At 42.6% G+C, this 24,033-nt stretch carries 22 protein-coding genes; 1 reads left to right on the forward strand and 21 read right to left on the reverse strand.

The window, feature by feature from the left end; all coding sequences use genetic code 11:
* Nucleotides 1-7: 7 nt before the first annotated feature.
* From ACFOU2_RS04600 to mce, 5 genes are all read right to left on the reverse strand, one after another.
* Nucleotides 8-1,378, reverse strand: coding sequence for an NAD(P)-dependent oxidoreductase (locus ACFOU2_RS04600; protein ID WP_377912646.1), 1,371 nt, complete (start codon nt 1,376-1,378; stop codon nt 8-10).
* 225 nt (nt 1,379-1,603) lie between these two features.
* On the reverse strand, nt 1,604-1,795 hold the full coding sequence (locus tag ACFOU2_RS04605) for a hypothetical protein (protein WP_377913630.1): 192 nt from the start codon (nt 1,793-1,795) through the stop codon (nt 1,604-1,606).
* A gap of 245 nt (nt 1,796-2,040) precedes the next feature.
* Nucleotides 2,041-3,162: a tripeptidase T gene (locus ACFOU2_RS04610; RefSeq protein ID WP_377912648.1), complete on the reverse strand. Its 1,122-nt coding sequence runs from the start codon at nt 3,160-3,162 to the stop codon at nt 2,041-2,043.
* Nucleotides 3,163-3,189: 27 nt separating this feature from the next.
* The gene (locus ACFOU2_RS04615) at nt 3,190-4,740 is read right to left on the reverse strand and encodes an acyl-CoA carboxylase subunit beta (RefSeq protein WP_377912650.1); all 1,551 of its coding nucleotides are present in this window, start codon (nt 4,738-4,740) and stop codon (nt 3,190-3,192) included.
* On the reverse strand, nt 4,733-5,158 hold the full coding sequence (gene mce, locus ACFOU2_RS04620; RefSeq protein WP_377912652.1) for a methylmalonyl-CoA epimerase: 426 nt from the start codon (nt 5,156-5,158) through the stop codon (nt 4,733-4,735). The genes ACFOU2_RS04615 and mce overlap by 8 nt, the downstream gene beginning before the upstream one ends.
* Before the next feature lie 171 nt (nt 5,159-5,329).
* Here mce and prli42 point away from each other — a divergent pair, with 171 nt between their 5' ends.
* Entirely contained in the window at nt 5,330-5,425 is a 96-nt protein-coding gene (prli42, locus tag ACFOU2_RS04625; RefSeq protein ID WP_377912654.1) for a stressosome-associated protein Prli42, read from the forward strand.
* Between the two features lie 77 nt (nt 5,426-5,502).
* Here the strand turns inward: prli42 and ACFOU2_RS04630 are convergent, their stop codons facing one another.
* From ACFOU2_RS04630 to yqiS, 16 genes are all read right to left on the reverse strand, one after another.
* Complete coding sequence (locus ACFOU2_RS04630; protein WP_377912656.1) at nt 5,503-6,033, reverse strand: L,D-transpeptidase; 531 nt, start codon at nt 6,031-6,033, stop codon at nt 5,503-5,505.
* A gap of 57 nt (nt 6,034-6,090) precedes the next feature.
* Entirely contained in the window at nt 6,091-7,041 is a 951-nt protein-coding gene (locus tag ACFOU2_RS04635; protein ID WP_377913580.1) for an aromatic acid exporter family protein, read from the reverse strand.
* 118 nt (nt 7,042-7,159) lie between these two features.
* Nucleotides 7,160-7,882 carry an amino acid ABC transporter ATP-binding protein gene (locus ACFOU2_RS04640; RefSeq protein WP_377912658.1) on the reverse strand — a complete coding sequence of 241 codons (723 nt, stop codon included), beginning with the start codon at nt 7,880-7,882 and terminating at the stop codon, nt 7,160-7,162.
* The gene (locus ACFOU2_RS04645; protein ID WP_377912660.1) at nt 7,875-8,534 is read right to left on the reverse strand and encodes an amino acid ABC transporter permease; all 660 of its coding nucleotides are present in this window, start codon (nt 8,532-8,534) and stop codon (nt 7,875-7,877) included. The genes ACFOU2_RS04640 and ACFOU2_RS04645 overlap by 8 nt, the downstream gene beginning before the upstream one ends.
* Before the next feature lie 38 nt (nt 8,535-8,572).
* Nucleotides 8,573-9,379 carry a transporter substrate-binding domain-containing protein gene (locus ACFOU2_RS04650; RefSeq protein WP_377912662.1) on the reverse strand — a complete coding sequence of 269 codons (807 nt, stop codon included), beginning with the start codon at nt 9,377-9,379 and terminating at the stop codon, nt 8,573-8,575.
* Between the two features lie 276 nt (nt 9,380-9,655).
* Nucleotides 9,656-10,093, reverse strand: a complete 438-nt coding sequence (locus ACFOU2_RS04655; protein ID WP_377912664.1) for a BrxA/BrxB family bacilliredoxin — start codon at nt 10,091-10,093, stop codon at nt 9,656-9,658.
* Nucleotides 10,094-10,284: 191 nt separating this feature from the next.
* Complete coding sequence (gene meaB / locus ACFOU2_RS04660; protein WP_377912666.1) at nt 10,285-11,301, reverse strand: methylmalonyl Co-A mutase-associated GTPase MeaB; 1,017 nt, start codon at nt 11,299-11,301, stop codon at nt 10,285-10,287.
* A complete protein-coding gene (gene scpA, locus ACFOU2_RS04665; RefSeq protein ID WP_377912668.1) occupies nt 11,252-13,450 on the reverse strand; it encodes a methylmalonyl-CoA mutase in 2,199 nt (732 codons plus the stop codon). Before scpA ends, meaB begins: the two co-directional genes overlap by 50 nt.
* Nucleotides 13,451-15,529 (reverse strand): methylmalonyl-CoA mutase family protein, encoded by a 2,079-nt coding sequence (locus tag ACFOU2_RS04670; RefSeq protein ID WP_377912670.1) that lies wholly within the window; start codon nt 15,527-15,529, stop codon nt 13,451-13,453. It abuts the gene before it with no gap.
* Between the two features lie 385 nt (nt 15,530-15,914).
* Nucleotides 15,915-17,183: a dihydrolipoamide acetyltransferase family protein gene (locus ACFOU2_RS04675; protein WP_377912672.1), complete on the reverse strand. Its 1,269-nt coding sequence runs from the start codon at nt 17,181-17,183 to the stop codon at nt 15,915-15,917.
* A gap of 18 nt (nt 17,184-17,201) precedes the next feature.
* Entirely contained in the window at nt 17,202-18,185 is a 984-nt protein-coding gene (locus ACFOU2_RS04680; RefSeq protein ID WP_377912674.1) for an alpha-ketoacid dehydrogenase subunit beta, read from the reverse strand.
* Nucleotides 18,186-18,198: 13 nt separating this feature from the next.
* Entirely contained in the window at nt 18,199-19,188 is a 990-nt protein-coding gene (locus ACFOU2_RS04685) for a thiamine pyrophosphate-dependent dehydrogenase E1 component subunit alpha (protein WP_377912676.1), read from the reverse strand.
* A 24-nt stretch (nt 19,189-19,212) separates the two neighbouring features.
* The gene (gene lpdA, locus ACFOU2_RS04690) at nt 19,213-20,634 is read right to left on the reverse strand and encodes a dihydrolipoyl dehydrogenase (RefSeq protein ID WP_377912678.1); all 1,422 of its coding nucleotides are present in this window, start codon (nt 20,632-20,634) and stop codon (nt 19,213-19,215) included.
* 20 nt (nt 20,635-20,654) lie between these two features.
* Complete coding sequence (gene buk, locus ACFOU2_RS04695; RefSeq protein WP_377912680.1) at nt 20,655-21,761, reverse strand: butyrate kinase; 1,107 nt, start codon at nt 21,759-21,761, stop codon at nt 20,655-20,657.
* A 216-nt stretch (nt 21,762-21,977) separates the two neighbouring features.
* Entirely contained in the window at nt 21,978-23,081 is a 1,104-nt protein-coding gene (gene bcd / locus ACFOU2_RS04700; protein ID WP_377912682.1) for a branched-chain amino acid dehydrogenase, read from the reverse strand.
* A 2-nt stretch (nt 23,082-23,083) separates the two neighbouring features.
* Complete coding sequence (yqiS, locus tag ACFOU2_RS04705) at nt 23,084-24,019, reverse strand: phosphate butyryltransferase (RefSeq protein WP_377912684.1); 936 nt, start codon at nt 24,017-24,019, stop codon at nt 23,084-23,086.
* Between the last annotated feature and the right edge of the window lie 14 nt (nt 24,020-24,033).

A 24,033-nucleotide genomic window follows, 5' to 3' on the forward strand; every position in this document is an offset into this window, starting at 1 on the left:
CTTAATCTTAAACTGTTTCTATTTCTCGGCTGGCAAAACGATGGATGGCATAAGCAGCCTCTTTTCCTTGCTGTGCAGCTGTAACGACCATCGCATCTCCCTGGCCTTTCCCGAAAATCACATCACCGCAGGCAAACACTTTGGGATTCGATGTTTGTAGTGTCTCTTTATCAACCGTTACTACCCCGCTGTTATGTTGGAGGTCGAATTCTTCAATCAAAGTAATATGGCGATTTTGCCCGATTGCCTTTATAATCGCCTCTGCCTCGAGTATAAATTCGGATCCTTCAATAGGGACAGGCCTTCTTCGACCATCTGCACCCGGATCTCCTAGTTTCATCTTGATACATTCAATTTGTTTTGCTTTCCCATTTTCATCTCCAATGATACGCTTCGGCGCCGTCAGCCAACGGAACTCAACACCGTCCTGTTTAGCAAATTCATATTCAAAATCATAAGCGGTCATTTCTTCTGCTGTACGTCTATATAGAATTTTGACGTTTTCTGCTCCCAGGCGGACAGAACAAGTAGCCGCATCAATCGCCGTGTTTCCAGCCCCGATTACCACAACACGACTATCGACAAAATCAGTGGATAGCGGTTTCGTCTTCGTATCCTTTACAAATTCGATCGCATCATATACCCCTTCTAAATGTTCGCCCTCAATTCCCAGGTTCGGTACCTCTGCCATCCCGATAGCTAACACGACAAAATCGTATTCATTGATGATCTCTTGTGCAGAAATATCTCTTCCGACTCTCGTATTTGTACGAATTTCCACATCAAGTTGTTTAACTTGATTTACTTCCCAATATGAAATTCGTTTAGGCAGACGAAATGATACGATACCGTAAGTGTTTAGACCGCCGGCTTCTTCTTCCGCTTCAAATATGGTAACTCCGTATCCCAATCTCGCTAGCTCTCTTGCAGCTGAAAGCCCAGCAGGCCCTCCTCCTATTACGGCTACCTTTTTTCCGTTCGCTTCCCCTTTTGTAAACAATGCCTGCTCATTTTGGATGGCCCAGTCGGTCGCAAATCGCTGAAGGTCACCAATCATGATTGGTTTGGTAGAATCATTAAGAACACAGGCACCTTCACAAAGTTCTTCCGTTGGGCAGACACGCGCATAACTTGCTCCCACGGGATTGGACAGCATAATCGTACGAGCGGAACCTTTTAAATTCCCTGATGCGATTTTCTTGATAAATCCAGGAATGTCAATGCTTGTTGGACAAGCTTTAATACAGGGAGCATCATAACAGAACAAGCATCGATTTGATTCTTCTATCGCCTCACGGGGGGTTAATGCTTTTTCCACCTCCTCAAAATTTTTCGTTAGAGCTTGAGGAGAAAGAAATTCCTTAGCAGTTTGATTCAATAAAATCGACCTCCTTATGATTAAAAGTTATAGGGAAAACACGATTAAACAGAAAAAGACTGTACGTATTTAGAGGAAAGAGATACTCGGAAATAAAAGCATCTTAAAGACTATGATTGTGTCAATGATTCAATCAATCTAACATGCTCTTTGGAAGAAAATAATGAAAATCGTAAATGAATGAGGACTAAATAGATCATGGTGATGGAAGAAACTTAGATGAATTTAAGGGAGTAAAGCTGTCATTTCTTCATATGTTTCCGGGCGGCGGTCACGATAAAACTGCCATGTATCACGCACTTCACGGATGAGCATTATATGCTTTTCAATTGCTCTCCCTTTGTGTACTTCAACCGGTTCATTTCCACCTATATAGTTCGATGTTTGAATTAATTCGACTATTGCTTTATCACACATTTTCTTCTCCCCTCCTCACTCCTCTGAAAGCGCTTACAGTTTTTTTATTACCATAATAATAAGAACTATAGGCCTATGTAACTTCAAAAACAAAGTCTAAATATTCAGAAGTTAGTTTTATTGTACTTGCATGTCATCCATCTTTCACTATACAATATGTCAAACATTCTGTAGGTTTTTTTAATCATAATGTAAAAAGCCAGTTCAATTGAACTGGCTTTTTGTATGGCTGAGATCTTATTTTCCTACCGAGCTGCTACTTCTTTAATAATGGCGACAACTGCTTCAGTTGTTTTTACTAGTTCTTCAACCGGCATTTTTTCGTTTGTAGTATGGATGTCTTCATACCCGACTGCCAGGTTCACCGTTGGAACACCAAATCCAGCAATTACATTGGCATCACTGCCGCCCCCGCTTGTTAACAGGCGAGGCTCGCGGCCGATGTTTGCAAGAGCTTTTTTCGCTATTTCTACAACATGGTCTCCGTCAGCAAATTTGAAGCCAGGATACATAACTTGAATATCGACTTCAACCCTTCCGCCCATCTCAGCAGCCGTTGCTTCAAATGCTTCTTTCATCTTCTGTACTTGTGCTTCCATCTTTTCAGGTACTAACGAACGGGCTTCCGCTAAAATTTCCACATAATCACAAACAATATTTGTTTGCGTTCCGCCTTCAAAGCGGCCGATATTGGCTGTTGTTTCTTCATCAATTCGCCCCAACGGCATTTTCGCAATCGCTTTAGCTGCTAATGTAATCGCTGAAATACCTTTTTCAGGTGCCACTCCGGCATGGGCTGTTTTTCCATATACGGTCGCTTTTACTTTCGCCTGTGTCGGGGCTGCTACGATGATGTCTCCTACTTTACCGTCACTGTCAAGCGCATAACCGAATTTTGCTGTTACCATGGAAGAATCGAGCGCTTTTGCCCCCACTAAACCTGATTCTTCCCCTGCCGTGATGATAAATTGAATCGTTCCATGCTCAATGTTGTTTTCTTTTAATACTTGAATGGCTTCTAACATAGCCGCTAATCCAGCTTTATCATCTGCACCAAGAATCGTTGTGCCGTCACTTACAATATAGCCGTCTTGAATAGATGGTTTAATCCCTTTTCCCGGTACAACCGTATCCATATGCGAAGTGAAGTAAATCGGATCTGCATTTTCTTTTGTTCCCTTTAACGTACAAATTAAGTTACCCGCTCCATGGCCTGTAACAGCCGTCGTATCGTCTTCTACCACTTCTACGCCAAGCGCCGTAAACTTCTCTTTTAGCACTTTTGCAATCTCTGTTTCATATTTTGTTTCAGAGTCAATTTGAACAAGTTCTAAGAACAAATCGACTAAACGTTGTTGATTAATCATGATGTATCCCTCCAGAAATTATGAATATTACAATGGGATGTTGCCGTGTTTCTTCTTCGGACGGTCTTCCTGTTTGTTTCGCAACATCTCCAAAGCTTGAATGAGTTTGATTCTTGTCTCTCGCGGATCAACGACATCATCGACCATTCCGAGCTTGGCAGCTACATATGGATTGGCAAACTTCTCGCGGTACTCTTCTATTTTTTGTGCTCTCGTCACCTCAGGGTTTTCACTATTTTGAATGTCTTGCGCAAAAATGATGTTTGCCGCTCCTTGAGGTCCCATTACCGCAATTTCAGCATTCGGCCATGCATAGACAATATCGGCCCCAATCGATTTACTATTCAGGGCTACATAAGCACCTCCGTAAGCTTTACGCAAAATAACGGTAATTTTCGGGACAGTGGCCTCTGAGTAGGCATATAAAATTTTGGCCCCATGACGAATGATGCCCCCATGTTCCTGTTTAACTCCTGGGAAGAAGCCTGTTACATCTTCGAACGTAATGAGCGGGATGTTAAATGAATCGCAAAAGCGAATAAATCGAGCTGCTTTATCCGACGAATTGATGTCCAATCCTCCTGCCATCACCTTTGGTTGATTACAAACTAACCCAACCACTTCCCCATTTATTCTTGCAAGTCCCACGACAATGTTTTTGGAAAAATCTTTTTGAACTTCCAAAAAGGAATGTTCGTCTACCACTTGAGAGATGACATTCCTTACATCATAAGGCCTTACTGCATCAAACGGTACCGCATCTGCCAAATCAGGGCGGTAATGATCATTGTCATTATAAGACCTAAACGGTGGTTTTTCTCCATTATTTTGCGGCAAATAGCTTAACAATAACCGCACTTTTCCCAGCACTTCTTCTTCTGTCTCTCCGGAAAAATGGGCGTTACCGCTAATTTCATTATGTACTTTTGCACCGCCAAGGTTTTCAGCCGTAATTTTCTCCCCAGTTACGGTTTCGATTACTTTAGGGCCTGTAATAAACATCTGACTCGTTTTTTCCACCATAAAGACAAAATCAGTAATAGCCGGTGAATATACCGCTCCACCCGCACATGGTCCCATAATCACAGAAATTTGCGGAATGACACCGGAATAGATGGAATTGCGGTAAAAGATTTGACCGTACCCATCTAATGATACCACACCTTCTTGAATACGTGCGCCTCCTGAATCGTTTAATCCAATAAACGGCGTGCCTGTTTTAGCAGCCAAATCCATCACATAAGCGATTTTCTTTGCATGCATTTCCCCAAGGGCGCCTCCAAATACAGTAAAGTCTTGGGAAAATAAATAAATAGGACGACCGTGAACTTTTCCGTACCCTGTTACAACCCCGTCCCCGGGACCTTTTTTATCTTGCAAACCGAAGTCATTGCAGCGATGCTCAATGAAAGGATTGAGTTCAACAAAACTTCCTTCATCTACTAATAAATCAATCCGTTCACGTGCTGTCAATTTCCCCTTATCATGCTGTTTTTCAATTCTGTCGTCTCCGCCTCCGAGTTCGACTTCACGGCGATAATCATATAGCTCGTTTATTTTATTGTACATATCAAGCATCTTGAGCATCCCCCTTTACTTTCTTCTCACATAATTCATACAAAACTCCGCCACATGCTTTTGGGTGAACAAAAGCAATTTGGGCTCCGCCAGCTCCTGTTCTTGATTTATGGTCGATCATCTGAATTCCTTCAGATTGCAATTGCTGGATTCTGCTCTCGATCGAAGCAACTCCTAATGCCACATGATGAATACCCTCGCCTTTTTTCTCGATGAAGCGGTGAATGGGACTTTCATCTGATGTAGGTTCCAACAATTCAATTTTTGTCTCACCCGCTCGTAAAAAAGCAACCTTTACCTTTTGGGATTCCACCACTTCCATCCCTTCAAGGTGCAGCTTCAAAATATCCACATAGAAAGGTAAAGCGCTTTCTATAGAGCGAACAGCAATACCGATGTGATCAATTTTTTCGACCATTTTGTTCCTCTTCCCCTTTTTCGACTGTTTTCATATATCATTATACCATTCTTCAAAAAATTACAATTTCCTTCAATTTTCTAATATTTGAGTTGTTGGAAATCCCATCCTTGTAACCTTTTAAAAACCCATATAGAATGATGAATAGAAGTCCGAAGAGGAGAGATTAGAATGTCCAATAAAAAGATTCAAAAAATTATTGTGATGTTGATGCTTGGCACAATGCTGATTACTACATTGTTAGCCGGTATTACCATGTGGTTCTAATTTTTTCGCATGATAATCATCTTGCATCTTTGTTTTATAAAACACAGAAAACCAAGCAGCCTCCCGCTGCTTGGTTTTTATTCATGCATTAAACCAGCTTCACTCATGGCCCCTTCCTGTAAAGCAATGTCCTCAAACGTTTTAGTCGTATTGACAATTAACACTTTCGTCCCTATAGGTACCCGGTCATATAGCCACTCAATGGAATCGGTATGAAATCGAACACAGCCTTCTGTTACATATTTACCGATTGATAATTCATTGTTTGTTCCGTGAAGACCATAAATCCGCCCGTCCGTCTCCCTTGCATCAAATCCGATCCATCTTGTTCCTAAAGGATTTTCCGGATTTCCTCCTTGAATATTCTTCCTGCGGTAGTACGGATTTTTAGCTTTTACCACGACCGTAAACTTTCCTTCCGGCGTAAAATTTTGCTCTTTCCCTGTAGAAATATGAAAGATGGACTGAATTTTCCCTTCATCAATGAATACTGCTTTATTATTTTCCTTATTAACGATAATAAAAGGGTCTCCTAAAACTGGATTTGCCCCTAACGGCCAAATAGGTGAGAACATGGACAGCAATAGAAAGGAGAAAATAAATTTCATGATTTCCACCACCTTTTTCTTATTTTTCGTAAGGTGATGGAGAAGCATGCATGAGAATTATTCAACTTTTAATGATTTTTTTATGATTAAATATTGCTCAATTTCTCTCATAAGCTGGTATAGCTGAGCTCTTGCTTCAAATTCTCCCCTTGTTTGAGGAAGGCTTGCTCCTTTAAACTCCTCCTGTAACTGTCGTAATTTGATGAGAAATAGCTGCGCCGTATTTCCCGGGTGAATACATAAGCTCAATTCTTCGAGAAAATCTGCAATCATATAACGCTGTTCGACAACGGACTCAATCGATGTCACTAACGGCAACACACGTTCAATGATTTCAAACTGTTTTTCACGTGTTTTAAAGTAGTGATAATAATAGTTTTCTGTACGTAAAAAGTGGTTTTCAACATCCCTGAATGCTAAACTTTTCGCTTCTTCAATAAGGCGTGCCGTTTCCGTAATTTCTTTTCCTACCCACTGACTTTCGCTCGTTCGTAAATACGCAACTATCTCTTCAAAGATTTTACGGAAGTTTTGTTCAATTTCTTTTTGATATTGTTTTAGCTTCGTATCAAGGCTTGGCATATATAAATTAACCACGAGAGCCGTTCCAATCCCGATAACAATAAGAGCAATTTCATTCAAGACGATCCCTGCCGTCACATTTTGTTCTGAATAAATATGGAGGATGATAACGGAGCTGGTGACGACTCCTTCATTAATTTTGAGCATAACCGTCGTTGGAATAAAAAGAAGAAGCATTAATCCAATCACTATAGGATGGTAAGTGATTCCTTCAAAAAAGATGAGCGAAAAAACAATCGCCAATAAGCATGCAAAGAACCTTGCGGAGGCACTTTGAAGAGACTTCTTCTTTGAATTTTGAACACATAATATCGTTAAAATGCCTGCAGAAGGAAAGTAATTCAAGTTAAAAAATTGTGCGATCATAATCGCTGCAGCTGTTCCGATTGCTGTCTTTGTAGTCCGATAACCAATTTTAAATTTCATCATGCTATGAACCCCTAATAATTCTATTGTTTTAATTAATTTGTACTGCATTCTTTTATAGCATGAATGAGCACATTATAATGAAAAAAGATGACCTTAAAAAGGTCATCTTTTTTCATTATAACATCTTTTCTAAGAAAATCTTTGCTCTTTCGCTTTTTGGTGTCGAAAAAAATTCCACCGGAGCCGAATCTTCTACTAAACGCCCTTCATCTAAGAACAGTACCCGATCGGCTACCTCTCTGGCAAATCCCATTTCATGCGTCACAATGGCCATGGTCATTCCGGTATGTGCCAATGATTTCATAACTTCCAATACTTCTTTTACCATTTCCGGATCGAGTGCCGATGTTGGTTCATCAAACAAGATCACTTCAGGATTCATTGCAAGTGCCCTTGCAATGGCAACACGCTGTTTTTGTCCCCCTGACAGACGGTTTGGATATTCATTTGCTTTTTCAGCGAGTCCAACTTTCTTCAATAACTCATGTGCCTTTTCCTCAGTTTCCTTCTTTGACACACCTTTTACTGTCATTGGAGCATATGTTAAATTTTCAAGCACCGTCTTATGGGGAAAAAGATGGAAATGTTGAAACACCATTCCAACATTTTGTCTTACCTTCATGATATTTGTTTTTGGATCCGTGATATCTTGATCGCCAATCCAAATATGACCGCTCGTCGGTTCCTCAAGCAAATTCATGCAACGTAAAAATGTGGATTTTCCCGAACCTGAAGGACCAACAATCGCTACAACTTCCCCTTCTTTAATAGTTGTCGAGATGCCTTTTAATACTTCCAGCTTTCCAAACGATTTATAGAGATTCTCAACTTTAATCACTTTTTCTCATTCTCCTCTCGACCGCTTTGCCAAGGAGTGTTAAGCCGATTACCATTATATAATAGATGAGACCGGCTAAAATAAGCGGCTCAAAATAGCGATATGTTTGACCGCCTACAATATAGGCACGGCGCATAATATCCATCGCCCCGATGACTGTCACTACGGCCGATTCTTTTGTAAGAGTAATAAATTCATTCATTAAAGCAGGTAAAATATTTTTCATGGCCTGCGGCAAAATGATATCCTTCATCATTCGCTTATATGGAATTCCCAACGCAAGCGATGCTTCACGCTGCCCCTTATCCACCGCCAAAATACCTGCCCGAATAATTTCCGAAATATACGCCGCGGAGTTCAAACCAAAGGCAAGTACAGCTGCAGGGTATGCATCAATTTCAAAACCGATAAGTTGCGGTAACCCAAAATAAATGATTAATAATTGCAATACTAACGGCGTGCCGCGGAATACAGAAGTATACGCATCTGCAAGCCATGTTAACACCTTCACCCGGCCAATTTTAAATAATGCTAAAATAATCCCGAGTGAAAATCCCAGCAATGCAGCTGCCAGGACAATTTTTATCGTTACCCATATCCCTTCTAAAATATAAGGGATTGAAGGCACGATTTGTGTAAAATCCAAATTCATGCCCGATCCATTCCTCTCTTCTCCGTTAAAAATTCAGCTTATTGCTCTCCGCCAAACCATTTCACGATTAATTTTTCTAACTCGCCATTTTCCTTCATTTCGTTTAACACGCGGTTAAAGTCCTTTGTTAACTTGCTTTCTTTCGGAAACGCGATTGCTGAACCGGCTTCATCCGCACTTGCATCAGAAATATTAAATCCTGTTAATTCTTTTTCTTTTTCAAAGAATCCTTTTGCTACTGTATCTTCAATAATGGCAGCATCAAAGCGGCCAGACTTCATTTCTTGCACTAATTCAGGAATACGGTTGCGGTTTTCAACTTTAAAGTCCACTGTTTTTTTCAATTCTTCTGCTTTACCTTCTTGGATAGATCCTACTTGTACCCCTACCGTTTTTCCTTTTAAATCTTCCACTGTTTTAATGCCGCTGTCTTTCGGTGTGACAATCATATGTTTTGCCGTATAGTAAATATCTGAAAAATCAACGTTCTTTTTGCGTTCTTCTGTTGGTGTCATCCCTGCTAATACAAAGTCAACTTTGCCGGCCTGAATGGCAGGAATAAGCCCGTTAAAATCAATGTCTTGCACTTTCACTTCGTAACCAAGCTCTTTGGCGATAGCTTTGGCCAAGTCAACGTCAAACCCGATGATGTCCTCGCTTTTTGCTGTATCAATATACTCAAATGGCGGGTAATCAGCTGATGTACCCATTGTTAACACTTTTTCCCCTTCTGTTTTTCCACCTTCTCCGGCAGATCCGTTTGCTGAATCATCGCTTGTCCCGCACGCTGCTAACATACCAACAACAAGCATGCTCATCATGAGCAATGATAACCATTTTTTCATATTTATTCCCTCCTTAAACTTTTTTTCTGAAATTAATTAATATTATGAAATAAGTTTGTCACTATTACAAGTAGCACACCAAGTTTTAATATATATTCAACAAAATGTATTTTAACACGTATTTATAAATATGCAAGTATTTTTTTTAATATCAATTAGTTATATACCGTTGTATTAATATTATTATTCTACAAAAATAAAAAATCTTCCTTTCCCACTTCTATTCTCTTCTGCACAAAAAAAGACCGCACAGGAACGGTCTTCTTTCGCATCATTTTAAACTTCTTCACAATATTGATCGAACGCTTTTTGTAGCTTTGTCACAACAGACATCGGGTCATGCCCTTCAATTTCATGGCGCTCTACCATTGTCATCAACTTTCCGTCTTTTAATAAAGCAAAAGATGGAGATGATGGCGGATAGCCTACGAAATACTCACGTGCCCGAGCCGTTGCTTCTTTGTCTTGTCCTGCAAATACTGTTACTAAATGATCTGGACGTTTATCATAATGGACAGAGTGGGCTGCAGCCGGTCTTGCAATTCCTCCTGCGCAACCGCAAACAGAATTTACCATAACAAGAGTTGTACCTTGTTTTTTAAATGCTTCTTCTACCTCTTCTGGTGTTTTGAGCTCCGTATAGCCTGCCGCCACAATTTCTTGGCGCGCTTGTCTTACCACATCATTCATAAATAAATTAAAATCAATGTTCACTTCAATTACCTCCTTCTCCTATGTGTAATCTTATCATACCAAGTATAAGTAACCATTTTCAAACAAACAATCTTTGAAAAAACAGGTTTAAAACCTTTTTTAGCCGGCAATAGTAATAATACATCTAAATCCATACCCCTAAACTCCCTATGAAGAAGGGTTATGCAAATCATTGCATAACCCTTCTTTTTTTATTTACGTTGCTCATACATACGGATTAACTGATCGGCAGCCTCTGAAACCGTTATTTCCTTATTCATCATTTTTCGCTCCAACATCGGCCTTGTTCTTTTTACATTTTCATTTCCATAAAATGAAGCATACAGGTAATCAGAAATCATCGCCCCGAGCCAGTATTTCATTTGGGCAGCTCTCTTTTCCTCCAAGAAGCCGCGCTCTTTGCAATGTGTGATGAACTGTTGGATCATGTTCCATACTTCTTCTATTCCCTCTTTATAAAGAGCCGAACATGTCATCACTTTTGTTTGCCAGCCTTTTGTCGCGGACTGAAGGAAGTGTAAAATCGACTCGTATTCTTGTTTGGTTATCAGTGCTTTCGACAAATTGTCCCCATCTGCCTTATTAATGCAAATTAAGTCGGCCAGCTCCATGATTCCTTTTTTCATTCCTTGAAGCTCATCTCCCGCCCCCGTTAAAGCGAGAAGCAAAAATACATCGACCATATCTTTTACAATCGTTTCTCCTTGGCCAACACCTAAGGTTTCCACGATAATAACATCAAACCCTGCCGCTTCACAGAGGAGAATGGACTCTCTTGTTTTTCGGTGAACCCCTCCGAGCTTTCCTTGAGAGGGAGAGGGCCTAATAAAAGCATTGGGATGACGGGACAACTCCTCCATACGCGTTTTATCTCCAAGAATGCTTCCACCTGTGATTGTGCTGCTCGGATCGATGGCTAAAATGGCTACTTTGTGTCCCAACTCGCATAAATACATCCCAAATGCTTCAATAAATGTGCTTTTTCCTGCTCCCGGCACTCCTGTAATGCCGATTCGTACTGACTTTCCCGTGTACGGAAAAATCAGCTTCAGTACATCTTGCGCTTTTTGAAAATGGCGGGGAGCATTGCTTTCGATTAACGTGATAGCCTGGGCAAGCATCACGCGGTTATGCTGTAAAATACCATCTGCATATTCTTCAACGGTTTTCTCTCTTCTCATCGTGCCACTCCGTTTCTTCATGGCCAAGCCGTTTCTTGATCTCTGTCAGCACTTGTTTAGCAGCAGTCGGAATGACGGTACCCGGACCGAAAATAGCAGATGCACCGTTTTGTAATAAAAACTCGTAATCTTGCTGCGGTATCACCCCGCCAACGACCACCACAATATCTTCACGTCCATGTTTTTTCAATTCTTCGATTAGCTGCGGTAATAATGTCTTATGTCCCGCCGCCAATGAACTCATTCCAATAGCATGAACGTCATTTTCAACAGCCTGAATCGCTGTTTCTTCCGGTGTCTGAAAAAGCGGTCCGATATCAACATCAAATCCTAAATCAGCAAATGCAGTAGAAATGACTTTGGCTCCCCGGTCATGTCCGTCTTGCCCCATTTTTGCAATTAAAATACGAGGACGGCGGCCTTCTTCTTCTAAAAATTGTACCGTCATGTCTTGTACACCTTTTATTTGTTCTTCATACGCGAACTCTGAACTGTAAACGCCGCTAATGGAACGAATGGTAGCTGTATGGCGTTTCGCCACTTTTTCAACCGCCTCAGAGATTTCGCCAAGAGTTGCCCTTGCACGGGCAGCTTCTACCGCTAACTCCAACAAATTCCCCTTGCCTGTCTCTGCCGCTTCCGTGATAGCCTCTAATGTTTCCGCTACCCGTTTATTGTCTCTTGATGCGCGAAGCTCTTTTAGTCGTTTCATTTGTTTTAAGCGAACAGCTGTATTGTCAATATCTAAAATATCGAGCGGTTGCTCATCTTTCACTTGATATTTATTGACACCGATAATTGTCTCGACCCCGGAATCAATTTTTGCTTGACGTCTTGCTGCTGCCTCTTCGATACGCATTTTGGGAATTCCTGTTTCGATGGCCTTTGCCATACCGCCCAGTTGCTCGATTTCCTCCAGATGCTCCCACGCTCGATTCATAAGCTCATTTGTCAACGATTCTACATAATAAGAGCCGCCCCACGGATCAATGACATTACAAATTCCTGTTTCATCTTGCAAATACAGCTGTGTATTACGGGCAATTCTAGCTGAGAAATCAGTTGGAAGGGCAATCGCTTCATCCAATGCGTTCGTATGAAGCGATTGGGTATGGCCAAGTGTAGCCGCCAGTGCCTCTAAACAAGTACGAACTACATTGTTGTACGGATCTTGTTCCGTCAGGCTCCAACCAGACGTTTGGGAGTGTGTTCTCAACGCAAGGGATTTTGGATTTTTGGGAGTGAACTGTTTCATCAGCTTTGCCCACAGCAGACGGGCGGCTCTCATTTTGGCTACTTCCATGAAGTAGTTCATGCCAATCGCCCAGAAAAATGACAATCTCGGAGCAAACGAGTCAATATCAATCCCTGCCTTTAAACCCGTACGAACATATTCGAGACCGTCAGCCAATGTATAAGCAAGTTCCAAGTCGGCAGGGGCTCCCGCTTCCTGCATGTGATAGCCGGAAATACTAATGCTATTAAATTTCGGCATATGTTGGGAGGTATATTCAAAAATGTCCGCAATGATGCGCATTGACATATCCGGCGGATAAATGTAGGTGTTACGCACCATATATTCTTTTAAAATATCATTTTGGATTGTACCTGACAGCTGGTCCTGTTTGACCCCCTGTTCTTCCGCCGTCACAATGTAAAAAGCCATAACAGGCAGCACTGCCCCATTCATTGTCATCGAAACCGACATTTGATCTAATGGAATTCCGTCAAATAAAATTTTCATATCTAAAATGGAGTCAATTGCTACGCCGGCTTTTCCTACGTCCCCCACAACACGAGGATGGTCGGAATCGTAACCGCGATGAGTTGCTAAATCAAAAGCAACCGACAATCCTTTTTGACCCGCAGCCAAATTGCGGCGGTAAAAAGCATTGCTCTCTTCTGCTGTCGAATAGCCGGCATACTGCCGAATCGTCCACGGCCTATTTACATACATTGTAGGATACGGCCCTCGCAAAAATGGCGGCAATCCCGGCAAAAAGTCCATGAAATCGAAAGACTGAGTATCTTCTTTCGTATAAAGAGCCTTTACCTTGATTTGCTCGTTCGTTTGAAACAAATGACCTTCATAGTTATAATGCGGCGTGCTCTCGCAACCAGTGCCCTGTTGTTTATCCTGAAATGAAATCCGATTGAAATCAGGTTTTTGATACATTTAGTTCACCCCCAGCTCATTGACTAACTCGTTTAATACATGGACAGCATTCGTATGCAGTTCGATTATTTCCTTTGCACCAGCACAAATAAAAGCATCACGTTGGTTAGCTGGCTGTTTTCCGGCCACATATACGCGATGATGAGCAGATGCCAACTGCTGAATCACCTCTAATCCCAATTCCTCATAAAGCTCATCTGTTCCACAAAGAACAAACACTTCGCCTTGTTGTTCATTACACCATTGTACTGCTTCATTTGCAGAAGAAAGAGAGGTGCTTTGATCTACTTTAAATCCTCCTGACTGAAAAAATGATCGGGCCAGCTCAATTCGCGGCTTGCAGGCTTTTTCTTGACCGAGCACAACAAGATGAACTGTTAGCGGTTTTTGATGTACTTCCTCCATTTTTTCTACTCTCAATCTTAACTCTTCAAATTCGGCACTCTTTCGCCAATTACGAATAGGCTCCACATATTCCTTCGTGGATGAATCAGCTAATTGGTTCATCAATCCACTTATTGTCGCTCCCTGTAAAACAGCATCAGCAAAAGCCGGGATGGACGGATGTTCGACCTTGATAGAGTTGCGGATCATTGCCTGTAATTGTGTTACACGCTTGTCGTAAAAATCTGTAACATTTAACGGCAGCTGATCATTCAAGCGTTCGGCTGGCTGGACATAATGTGTGATGCCAACTACCCGTTCTATGCGCGTCTGAACATCTTGTTGCCGCTTGACGAGCACATTTGAAAGCTGTTTTTGCACAAACTGCTGCTTCAACGCCTGAAACATGCCGCCTTGTTCTTCGATCTTCTGAAATAATTCCCATGCTTTCTCCGCTATCTCCTTCGTTAAAGCTTCAACATACCAAGAACCTCCAGCCGGATCAATGACTTTCGTCAAATAAGCTTCCTCTTTTAAGATATGCTGTGTGTTACGGGCAATCCGCTGTGAAAATTCATTGGACGGACGGATAAGACCGTCAAATGCTGTAACAGCCAGGCTATCTACTCCTCCTGTAACCGCAGCAAACGCCTCTATCGTCCCTCGAAGCATATTTGTATAGGCGTCATATTTCGTTTTTGTCGTCATGGATGTTTTCGCGTGAATATAAGGCCTGTACTGCCCGCTATCTCCCCCGAAAGCTTTAACCATTTTAGACCACAATAGTTTAAATGCCCGAAGTTTGGCGCTTTCCATAAATAAATGTGAACCGACGGCAAAGGAGAAAGAAATGCGCGGCAATACTTCTTGTAATGATAATCCTTCTCTTAGGCAAACATCTATATATTCAACAGCTGTAGCGATGGCAAAGGCTAACTCTTGAACAGCATGAGCGCCGCCGTTATGATATGCTTCCATATCTACCACAATCGTCTTTAAGTTAGGGGCATTTGATTTAGTCCATTTCACCGCTTCGACCATCTGTTTATACATGTCAGGAAGAGAGAGCGGAGAACAGCCAGCTCCCGCTAAAGAGGCAAGCGGATCCGTTCCAACCGTTCCCGTTATACTTTCCATAGAAAGATGATGTTTGCGAGCATAAGCTGTTATGAATGATAGGAAAGGCAAAACAGTAAAGTTAGTCAAAATATGAAGGGGCGTTTTCTCTAAATCAATATTTTTAAACAAAATCTCTACATCCTGTAAACAACTGACAGGCACTCCGTCCCCTGCACGCTCTACAGGTGCTTGGTCAGAATCTTTCCCTTGTTTTGTTGCCGTATCGAGTTGAATGGCTAACATTGTTTGCCCTCTGCTTAATGCCGAAACAGCCAGCCGATTTGTCTCCTCAATAACAGGATGATTCATTTCTTGAGCAACGTCCCAAGCTTTTTCCACATACCCCGTTTCCCTGCTTCCCCTCACAAGACACCCTTCTCCCGGCAAATCATGAGTATGTATGAATGATTGTGTGTCTTCCGCCAAGTAAAGCGATTTCAAAAATATCTCTTCATAAGTCTTTGTATAAAGTGCTGAAACAGGTTTTCCCTTTAAGGTTCTTTCGACTTCTTTTTCCCACTCTTCGACACTAAGGGCAGTAAATTCGTCAAACGATAACCCGCCTTTTGTTTTCATCCCTTTTCCCCCTTTACCAAAAAATAATCAGAATAGTTTTTAATATTCTATGTTTTTATCTTAATATAAGAGCAATAAGGATATCAACGAGCAATTGCAATGTCCAATCTATACTTTGTCATACAGTAAAAAAAGAGAGTGGACGAGGGGCAGAAAATCCCCTTTCATCCACTCTCCCATATTCTTCTGCCAAGCTTTCTTTTTTTTGCAAAGGGCCATACCGGTTTTAGTATTTTTGACTCATTTGTGCGAAGCGGCTTCATGTCCAGCTGCAGCGGCTAGGGACTCGCGTCACTTCACCTTCTTCCTCAGAAGCAAAAAGCGCTTCTGGTGAAGAAGCTTCCAGCGCGTGTCGTCCCTGGACGAGCCGCTTCCGCTTTTCTTTTTAATAAATGGACGTGTGCTGTGGCGTGATGTTTTCAATAATTTCTTTCACCCGAGCCAAAAATCTTCCGCAAACTAATCCATCTAACACACGGTGATCCAAAGACAGGCACAAGTTGACCATATCTCGTACCGCAATCATTCCATTGTTCATCACAACAGGACGCTTCACGATGGATTCTATTTGCAAAATAGCTGCCTGGGGATAGTTGATAATGCCCATCGATTGGACTGAACCAAACGAACCGGTATTATTTACCGTAAATGTGCCGCCTTGCATATCTTCAGGACGCAGCTTGCTGTTTCTGGCTTTACCCGCCAGTTCAGTAATTTCACGGGCAATTCCTTTTATCGTTTTTTCATCTGCATACTTAATGACCGGAACAAATAATGCATCCTCCGTCGCTACCGCAATGGATATATGAATATCTTTCTTTTGGATGATCGTATCCCCTGCCCACATAGAATTAATTTGCGGGAATTCTTTTAATGCCTGGGCAACAGCTTTCACAAAGAAAGCGAAATACGTCAAATTGAATCCTTCTTTTTTCTTGAATTCATCTTTGACAGCATTGCGGTATTCCACCAAATTTGTAGCGTCTACTTCTACCATGGTCCAGGCATGAGGAATTTCATGTTTACTGCGCAGCATGTTGGCCGCAATGGCTTTTCGAACACCTGAAACAGGGATTTCCGTATCTCTAGCCTGTGATGTTAAAGCAAGAGAAGGAGCAGCCGGTTGTTTGGCAGGCTCTGTTCTTACAGGGGCCTCCGCTCTTTCCACAGGCTTGGCAGGATGGTGTAATGTCGGGATTTGTCCGGATTCGATCAGCTTCAATAAGTCCTTCCTTGTAATCCTTCCCCCTGCTCCCGTTCCTTCTACCAATCCCAAATCAATGGAATGTTCCTGAGCTAAGCGCAGTACAGCAGGAGAATATCGGTGTTTTTGCGAAACGTCCTTTTTTTCTTTCACTGCCGCAGCTGTCGTTTCTTGTTTTTCTGGAGCAGCCGGAGCTTGAGAAGTGCTGTCTGCCACTTCCACTAAACAAATGACTTCTCCAACCGAAAGTGTGTCGCCTTCTTGTGCGACAAGCTCTTTAATAACACCGGAAAAAGAAGATGGAACTTCCGCGTTCACTTTATCTGTCATGACTTCAGCAATCGGATCATATTTGTTTACTTGGTCCCCTGGGGAAACAAGCCATTTACTGATTGTTCCCTCCGTGACACTTTCTCCAAGCTGAGGCATTGTCAATTTTTCAGTCGCCATCCGTAAAACCTCCTTTTGTTAAAACTCTGCTAATTCCCTCATTGCTTTTTCAACTTCATCCGGATTGACCATAAAGAACTTTTCCATTGTAGGAGCATATGGCATGGCTGGAATATCAGGACCGGCTAATCGTTTGATCGGTGCATCCAGATCAAACAAACAATGTTCGGCGATAATGGCAGCCACTTCACTCATGACGCTGCCTTCCTTGTTATCTTCTGTTACCAATAATACTTTTCCAGTCTTGGAAGCCGCTTCGATAATTGCTTCTTTATCTAAAGGGTAAACGGTGCGTAAATCAACAACATGCGCAGAAATTCCATCGGCAGCAAGCTTTTCTGCTGCCTGCAAAGCAAAGTGGACACATAATCCATATGTGATAACCGTGATGTCGTCACCTTGACGCTTTACGTCCGCTTTTCCAATTGGAAGGACATAATCATCTTCCGGTACTTCTCCTTTAATCAATCGATATGCGCGTTTATGCTCGAAGAATAGAACCGGATCATCGTCTCGGATGGCTGCTTTTAACAACCCTTTCACGTCATAAGGGGTAGAAGGCATGACAATTTTCAACCCGGGCTGGCTGGCAAACATCGCTTCAACAGATTGGGAATGGTAAAGGGCTCCGTGTACTCCTCCTCCATACGGCGCACGGATGGTAATCGGACAATTCCAATCGTTATTGGAACGGTAGCGGATTCTCGCTGCCTCCGAGACGATTTGGTTAACAGCCGGCATAATGAAATCAGCAAATTGAATTTCTGCTATCGGTCGCATTCCGTACATCGCCGCACCGATTCCCACTCCGACAATCGCTGATTCAGCCAATGGTGTATCAATGACGCGCTGCTCACCAAATTGTTCATACAAACCATTTGTCGCCTTAAATACCCCTCCTTTTCGCCCGACATCTTCGCCAAGCACAAATACCTTGGAGTCTTTTTCCATTTCTTCGCGTATGGCCATTGTTACGGCATCAATATATGAAATAACCGGCATCTTCTTCTCCCCCTTACTCTCCATATACATGTTTCAACGCGTATTCAGCTTCCGCATACGGCGCACTTTCTGCATAATCGGTCGCTTCGTTTACCGTTTCCGTCACTTTATTGGCCAATTCCGCTTCCTTTTCATCCGTCAAAACCCCTGCCTCTTTCAAATAAGCCGCAAATTTGATAATCGGGTCATTTTTTCTTGCTTCAGAACGTTCCTCTTCCGCACGATAAGCGCGGTCGTCATCATCGCTCGAGTGGGCAGTGAGCCTATAGGAAACCGCTTCGATAAGGGTCGGCCCCTCACCTTTCCGTGCTCGATCAGCCGCTTCTTTGACGGCTTGATACACTTCAAGAGGGTCGGTCCCATCCACTGTAATCCCGGGCATTCCGTATCCAACGGCACGGTCGGACACTTTCTCACAGGCTAATTGCTTCTCTATCGGTACTGAAATCGCATATTTGTTATTCTCACACATAAAAATGACAGGCAGCTTATGGACACCCGCAAAGTTAGCTCCTTCGTGGAAATCTCCCTGGTTTGAAGAGCCTTCGCCAAATGTTACAAAACTCACCAAATCTTTTCCTTCCATCTTACCTGCCAAAGCAATGCCTACTGCATGTGGAACTTGTGTTGTAACAGGCGATGAGCCTGTTACGATACGATTCTTTCTGTGACCAAAGTGTCCCGGCATCTGTCTTCCGCCGGAATTGGGATCCTCGGCTTTGGCAAAACCTGATAGCATTAAGTCTCTTGCCGTCTGACCGAATGTTAAAACCACACCCATGTCCCGGTAATAAGGAAGAACGTAATCTTTCTCTCTATCTAACGCAAAAGCAGCTCCCACTTGGGCTGCTTCCTGCCCCTGGCAGGAAATCACGAACGGGACCTTCCCTGCACGATTCAACAGCCACATGCGTTCATCAAGCTTACGTGCTAATAACATCGTTTCAAACATACTTAATACTTGATCATCGTTTAATCCAAGTGTCTCGTGACGTTTTGTCATAGTCATACCCTCCTTAGGTCGCTTTTAAAAATGGATAGCCTTTCCGTCAACCGCCAATGCTGCTTCTCCAATCGCTTCTGATAAGCTAGGGTGCGGATGAATCGTATGAGCCACTTCCCACGGGGTGGCATCTAACACTTTGGCCAATCCGGCTTCTGAAATCATATCGGTCACGCGGGGCCCGATCATATGGATACCTAAAATATCATCCGATTCGCTATTGGCTATGATTTTTACAAATCCTGCCGCATCACCGTAGATAAGTGCCTTGCCAACTGCCTTAAAAGGAAATTTCCCGACTTTTAACTGATATCCTTTTTCCATTGCTTCTTGTTCCGTCAGTCCTATGCTAGCCACTTCCGGGCTGCTGTAAACACATTTAGAAATAGTTTCATAGTGCAGCGGCAATGGATTGTTGCCAGCAATGTGTTCAACGGCTACAATTCCTTCATGTGAGGCGACATGGGCAAGCTGCATTCCTCCAATCACATCACCAATAGCATAAATATGAGGCTCTTTCGTTTGATAAAAGGCATTCGTTTGAACAAATCCTTTCTCCACCACAATATCTGTATTCTCAATTCCCAAGTTCTCAATATTCGCCTGTCTCCCAACTGAAACTAGCAGTTTATCGGCCTTAAACTCTTTTTTATCCTCGTTTATCTCAGCCTCAATTGAAACTCCCCCTTCTATTTTGAGCGTTTCTGGAAGTACTTGGGCACGTGTAACGATCTTAATTCCTCTTTTCTTTAAAACCTGCTCCATCTCTTTAGAAATCTCTTCATCTTCTGTCGGTAGAATGCGAGGGCTATACTCAATTACGGTTACGTCAACATCAAAATCACGCAGCATTGAGGCCCACTCGATACCAATCACACCACCGCCGACAATAACAATGGATGAGGGGAGTTCAGACATTCGGAGCGCTTCGTCCGAAGTCATGACATATTGACCGTCCACGTTTAATCCTGGCAGCGTTCGAGGCCTTGAGCCTGTCGCAATCAACACGTTTTTTGGTAAAATCATCTCATTCTCTTCCCCATTGTTCATTTCAACAGAAATGGTTCCAGGCATCGGAGAGAAAATAGATGGGCCTAAAATACGTCCTATTCCTTCATATACATCAATTTTCCCTTTCTTCATCAAATGCTGGACACCTTTGTAAAGCTGGTTGACAATGGCTTGTTTCCTCTCCTGCACTTTTGAAAAGTTCAAGCCTACAGAAGGGGCTGTAACCCCGAATTCTTCTGCCTTTTTGGCCGTTACATATACTTCTGCGCTTCTTAGGAGCGCTTTACTCGGAATGCATCCGGCATGGAGACATGTTCCGCCAAGTTTGTTTTTCTCAATGACAGCTACCTTTAACCCAAGTTGGGCAGCACGAATCGCCGCCACATAACCTCCTGTTCCCCCCCCGAGAATGGCTAAGTCATATTCAATCGTCATGACGCAATCCCTCCTTACGGCTAAAATATGGTCGTTTTCACTTTGTTTCCTGTATACTCTTTTGCTTGTTCTTCACCGCGCAATACACGCAAGGCTCCTTCGGCTAATGCCTGTAGCTCGTTTTCTCCTGGATGAATCATCACATCGGCGATCCAATTCACCCGCTCCATGATAAGATGAACGAATTCTTTTGTATAGGCAAGACCGCCTGTCAAAATGATGGCATCCACCTTTCCGTTTACAACGGTGCTTACCGCTCCGATTTCCTTGGCAACTTGATAAGCCATCGCTTCAAAGGCGAGACGGGCTTTTTTATCTCCTTTTCGAATCATCTCTTCTACTTTCCTTGCATTCGACGTTCCTAGATAACCCGCAAGGCCCCCTTGACCGACAAGCATTTTCATCACTTCATCACGGTAATACTTACCGGAAAAGCAGAGGGAAACTAGATCTCCAGCCGGCACCGTTCCTGCACGCTCGGGGCTGAATGGCCCGTCTCCATGCAATCCATTATTTACATCAATGACTTTTCCATGTTTATGTACACCAACTGTAATCCCTCCGCCCATATGGACAACAATCAACTGCAAATCCTCGTACCGCTTATTCAATTGTTTGGCCGCCCTCCTTGCTACAGCTTTTTGATTCAGCGCATGAAAAATACTTTTTCGTTCGATAAGGGGCATGCCGGATAAACGGGCAATCGTTTCTAATTCATCGACTACAACAGGGTCCACGATAAAAGCAGGAATATTAAGGCCCGATGCGATTTCAAATGCAATGACCCCTCCTAGATTAGAAGCATGCTGTCCTGCAAACCCTTCTCTTAAATCATTTAACATCAAGTCGTTTACTTCGTATGTTCCTCCTTCAATGGGCCGCAATAATCCGCCCCGTCCACATACAGCATCCAGCTTTGAGAGATTAATTCCTTCTTGGTCAAGTGCTTCTAGAATGGTTTGCTTACGAAAATCGTGCTGATCAAAAATAGTCTTATATCCACTTAATTCGTCAATGTCATAACGAATGATTCTCTCAAAAATTGGGACTTCATTTTGAAAAACCCCGATTTTTGTAGACGTGGAGCCCGGATTCATCACGAGGATGCGATAATCTTTCGTATCCAACTTTCATCCTCCTAAACATTAAAATACGACGGGAAAATGGGGATGACCCACAACCACAAAAAACACATGATTTTAGGTCACCCATCAAATGAATCGTCCTAAAAACACAGTAGAATCAAGAGTTTTATCGACGGTTCATTTCAGTTTTAAAACAGGATATCTTTTTTAAAAACTTATGGGTCAGCCCCACTTCCGTGACAGGAACTGCCATATAACTCAGCTGTTGCGACGGCGACTCAAAACATGGTGGCTGTTTTGTAAAAATTGACTGCGTGAATTTCTCACTCTCTCGATCCGTTCCTCTGCCAAACGATCAGCTGCAGCATATGTTGGGATATCATCACGTTTCGAAATTTCTAATACCCGTTCGATATTATGATAAATTCCTTCCACCTTTTTCAACGCACGCTCATGATTATAGCCATATAATTCGTCAGCTACGTTAATAACACCTCCGGCATTAATAACGTAATCCGGAGCATACACAATTCCCATTTCATGGATTAAATCCCCATGCCGCGTTTCTTTTAATTGGTTATTGGCTGCACCCGCGATTACCTTTGCTTTTAGCTGCGGAATTGTTGAGTCGTTAATCGTTGCACCTAGTGCACATGGAGCATAAATATCACAACTCACACTGTAAATTTCATTTGGATCCACCACTTTTGCGCCGAATGCTTCAACAGCACGTTGAACGGCTTCTTTGTTAATATCTGTTATAATGAGTTGCGTTCCCTCTCCATGCAAATGTTTGCAAAGGTTGAATGCAACGTTCCCTACTCCCTGCACAGCAACTACTTTTCCTTCCAAAGAGTCTGTTCCAAATGCCGCTTTGGCCGCAGCCTTCATTCCTTTATATACCCCGTATGCCGTGACAGGAGAAGGGTTACCCGAGGAACCGAAAGCGGGTGATACTCCTGTAACATAATCCGTCTCCTGGTAAATAATATCCATATCTTCTACTGTTGTACCTACATCCTCAGCGGTAATGTAACGGCCATTTAACCCTTGAATATAGCGGCCGAATGCCCTAAACATTTCTTCACTTTTATCTTTTCGAGGGTCGCCGATAATAACGGTCTTCCCTCCACCCAGATTCAGTCCTGCAGCTGCATTTTTATAAGTCATTCCTCTTGCCAGGCGAAGAGCATCTTCAATGGCCGCTTCTTCTGATTCATATGTCCACATCCTTGTTCCCCCAAGAGCTGGACCTAGCGTTGTATCATGGATCGCTATAATTGCCTTTAAACCCGATTGTTTGTCTTGGCAAAAGACCAATTGCTCATAATCATATGTCTCCATATATTTAAAAATTTCCATGTTCATTCCTCCCAAATTCGTTTATTGGCGGCTCTTTTTGCTGCGCAAATTGCGAGTGCTATTGAATATAATTTACTCTTTGCTGAATCTGATCTTGATGTGAATACGACAGGAGCCTTAGCCCCGTCAATAAGACCGGCTACACTCGCTTGCCCAAAATAGATCAATGACTTGTATAAGATATTTCCTTCTTCAATTCCAGGCATAAGCAGGATATCCGCATCTCCCGCTACTTCACTTGCTATTCCTTTATGCCGAGCAGCTTCCATCGAAACTGCATTATCTAACGCTAAAGGACCATCCACTATACAGTTTTTTATTTGACCTCTTCTATTCATTTGAGTTAAGGCTGCAGCATCCATTGTTGCCTGCATATTTGGATTGACTACTTCCACTGCCGCAATCGGAGCCACTTTCGGAATTGATATTCCGATGCCTCTCGCTACTTCTACAGCGTTTTGAAGAATTTGTACTTTTTCAGTTAGACCGGGAGCGATGTTCATTGCCGCATCCGTTACGATAATCGGCTTTGAAAAGTGGGGGGCGTCAAATAAAGCGACGTGCGACAATAAGTTTTCCGTTCGTAATCCATATTCTTTATTTAACACCTCTTTTAAAAGGGTTGCGGTTGGTACATTTCCTTTCATCAACACCGTCGCTTCCCTTAAATGAACAGCTCTCACTGCCGCTTTGGCAGCATATTCATTTGATAAGGAGTGGAAAATTTGAACTCGGCCATCTTGGAATAGTTCCGGGGCATACTGCAAGATTGCTTTTTTTATTTTTTCCTGGTTCCCATATAAAATAAATCGACCGAGCTGTTGTTGTAGAGCTGTTAAAACAGCTTCTATCACTTCTTGATCTTCTGCTGCGGCGACAGCAATGACAACATGGGACTGCTGTCTTGCTTCATTCAGTATGGTTTCAAAGAATTTCATCGCTCTACCTCACA

Origin of the sequence: Bacillus songklensis, assembly GCF_042649685.1 — a bacterium.
Lineage (GTDB): Bacteria > Bacillota > Bacilli > Bacillales > Bacillaceae_H > Bacillus_BA > Bacillus_BA songklensis.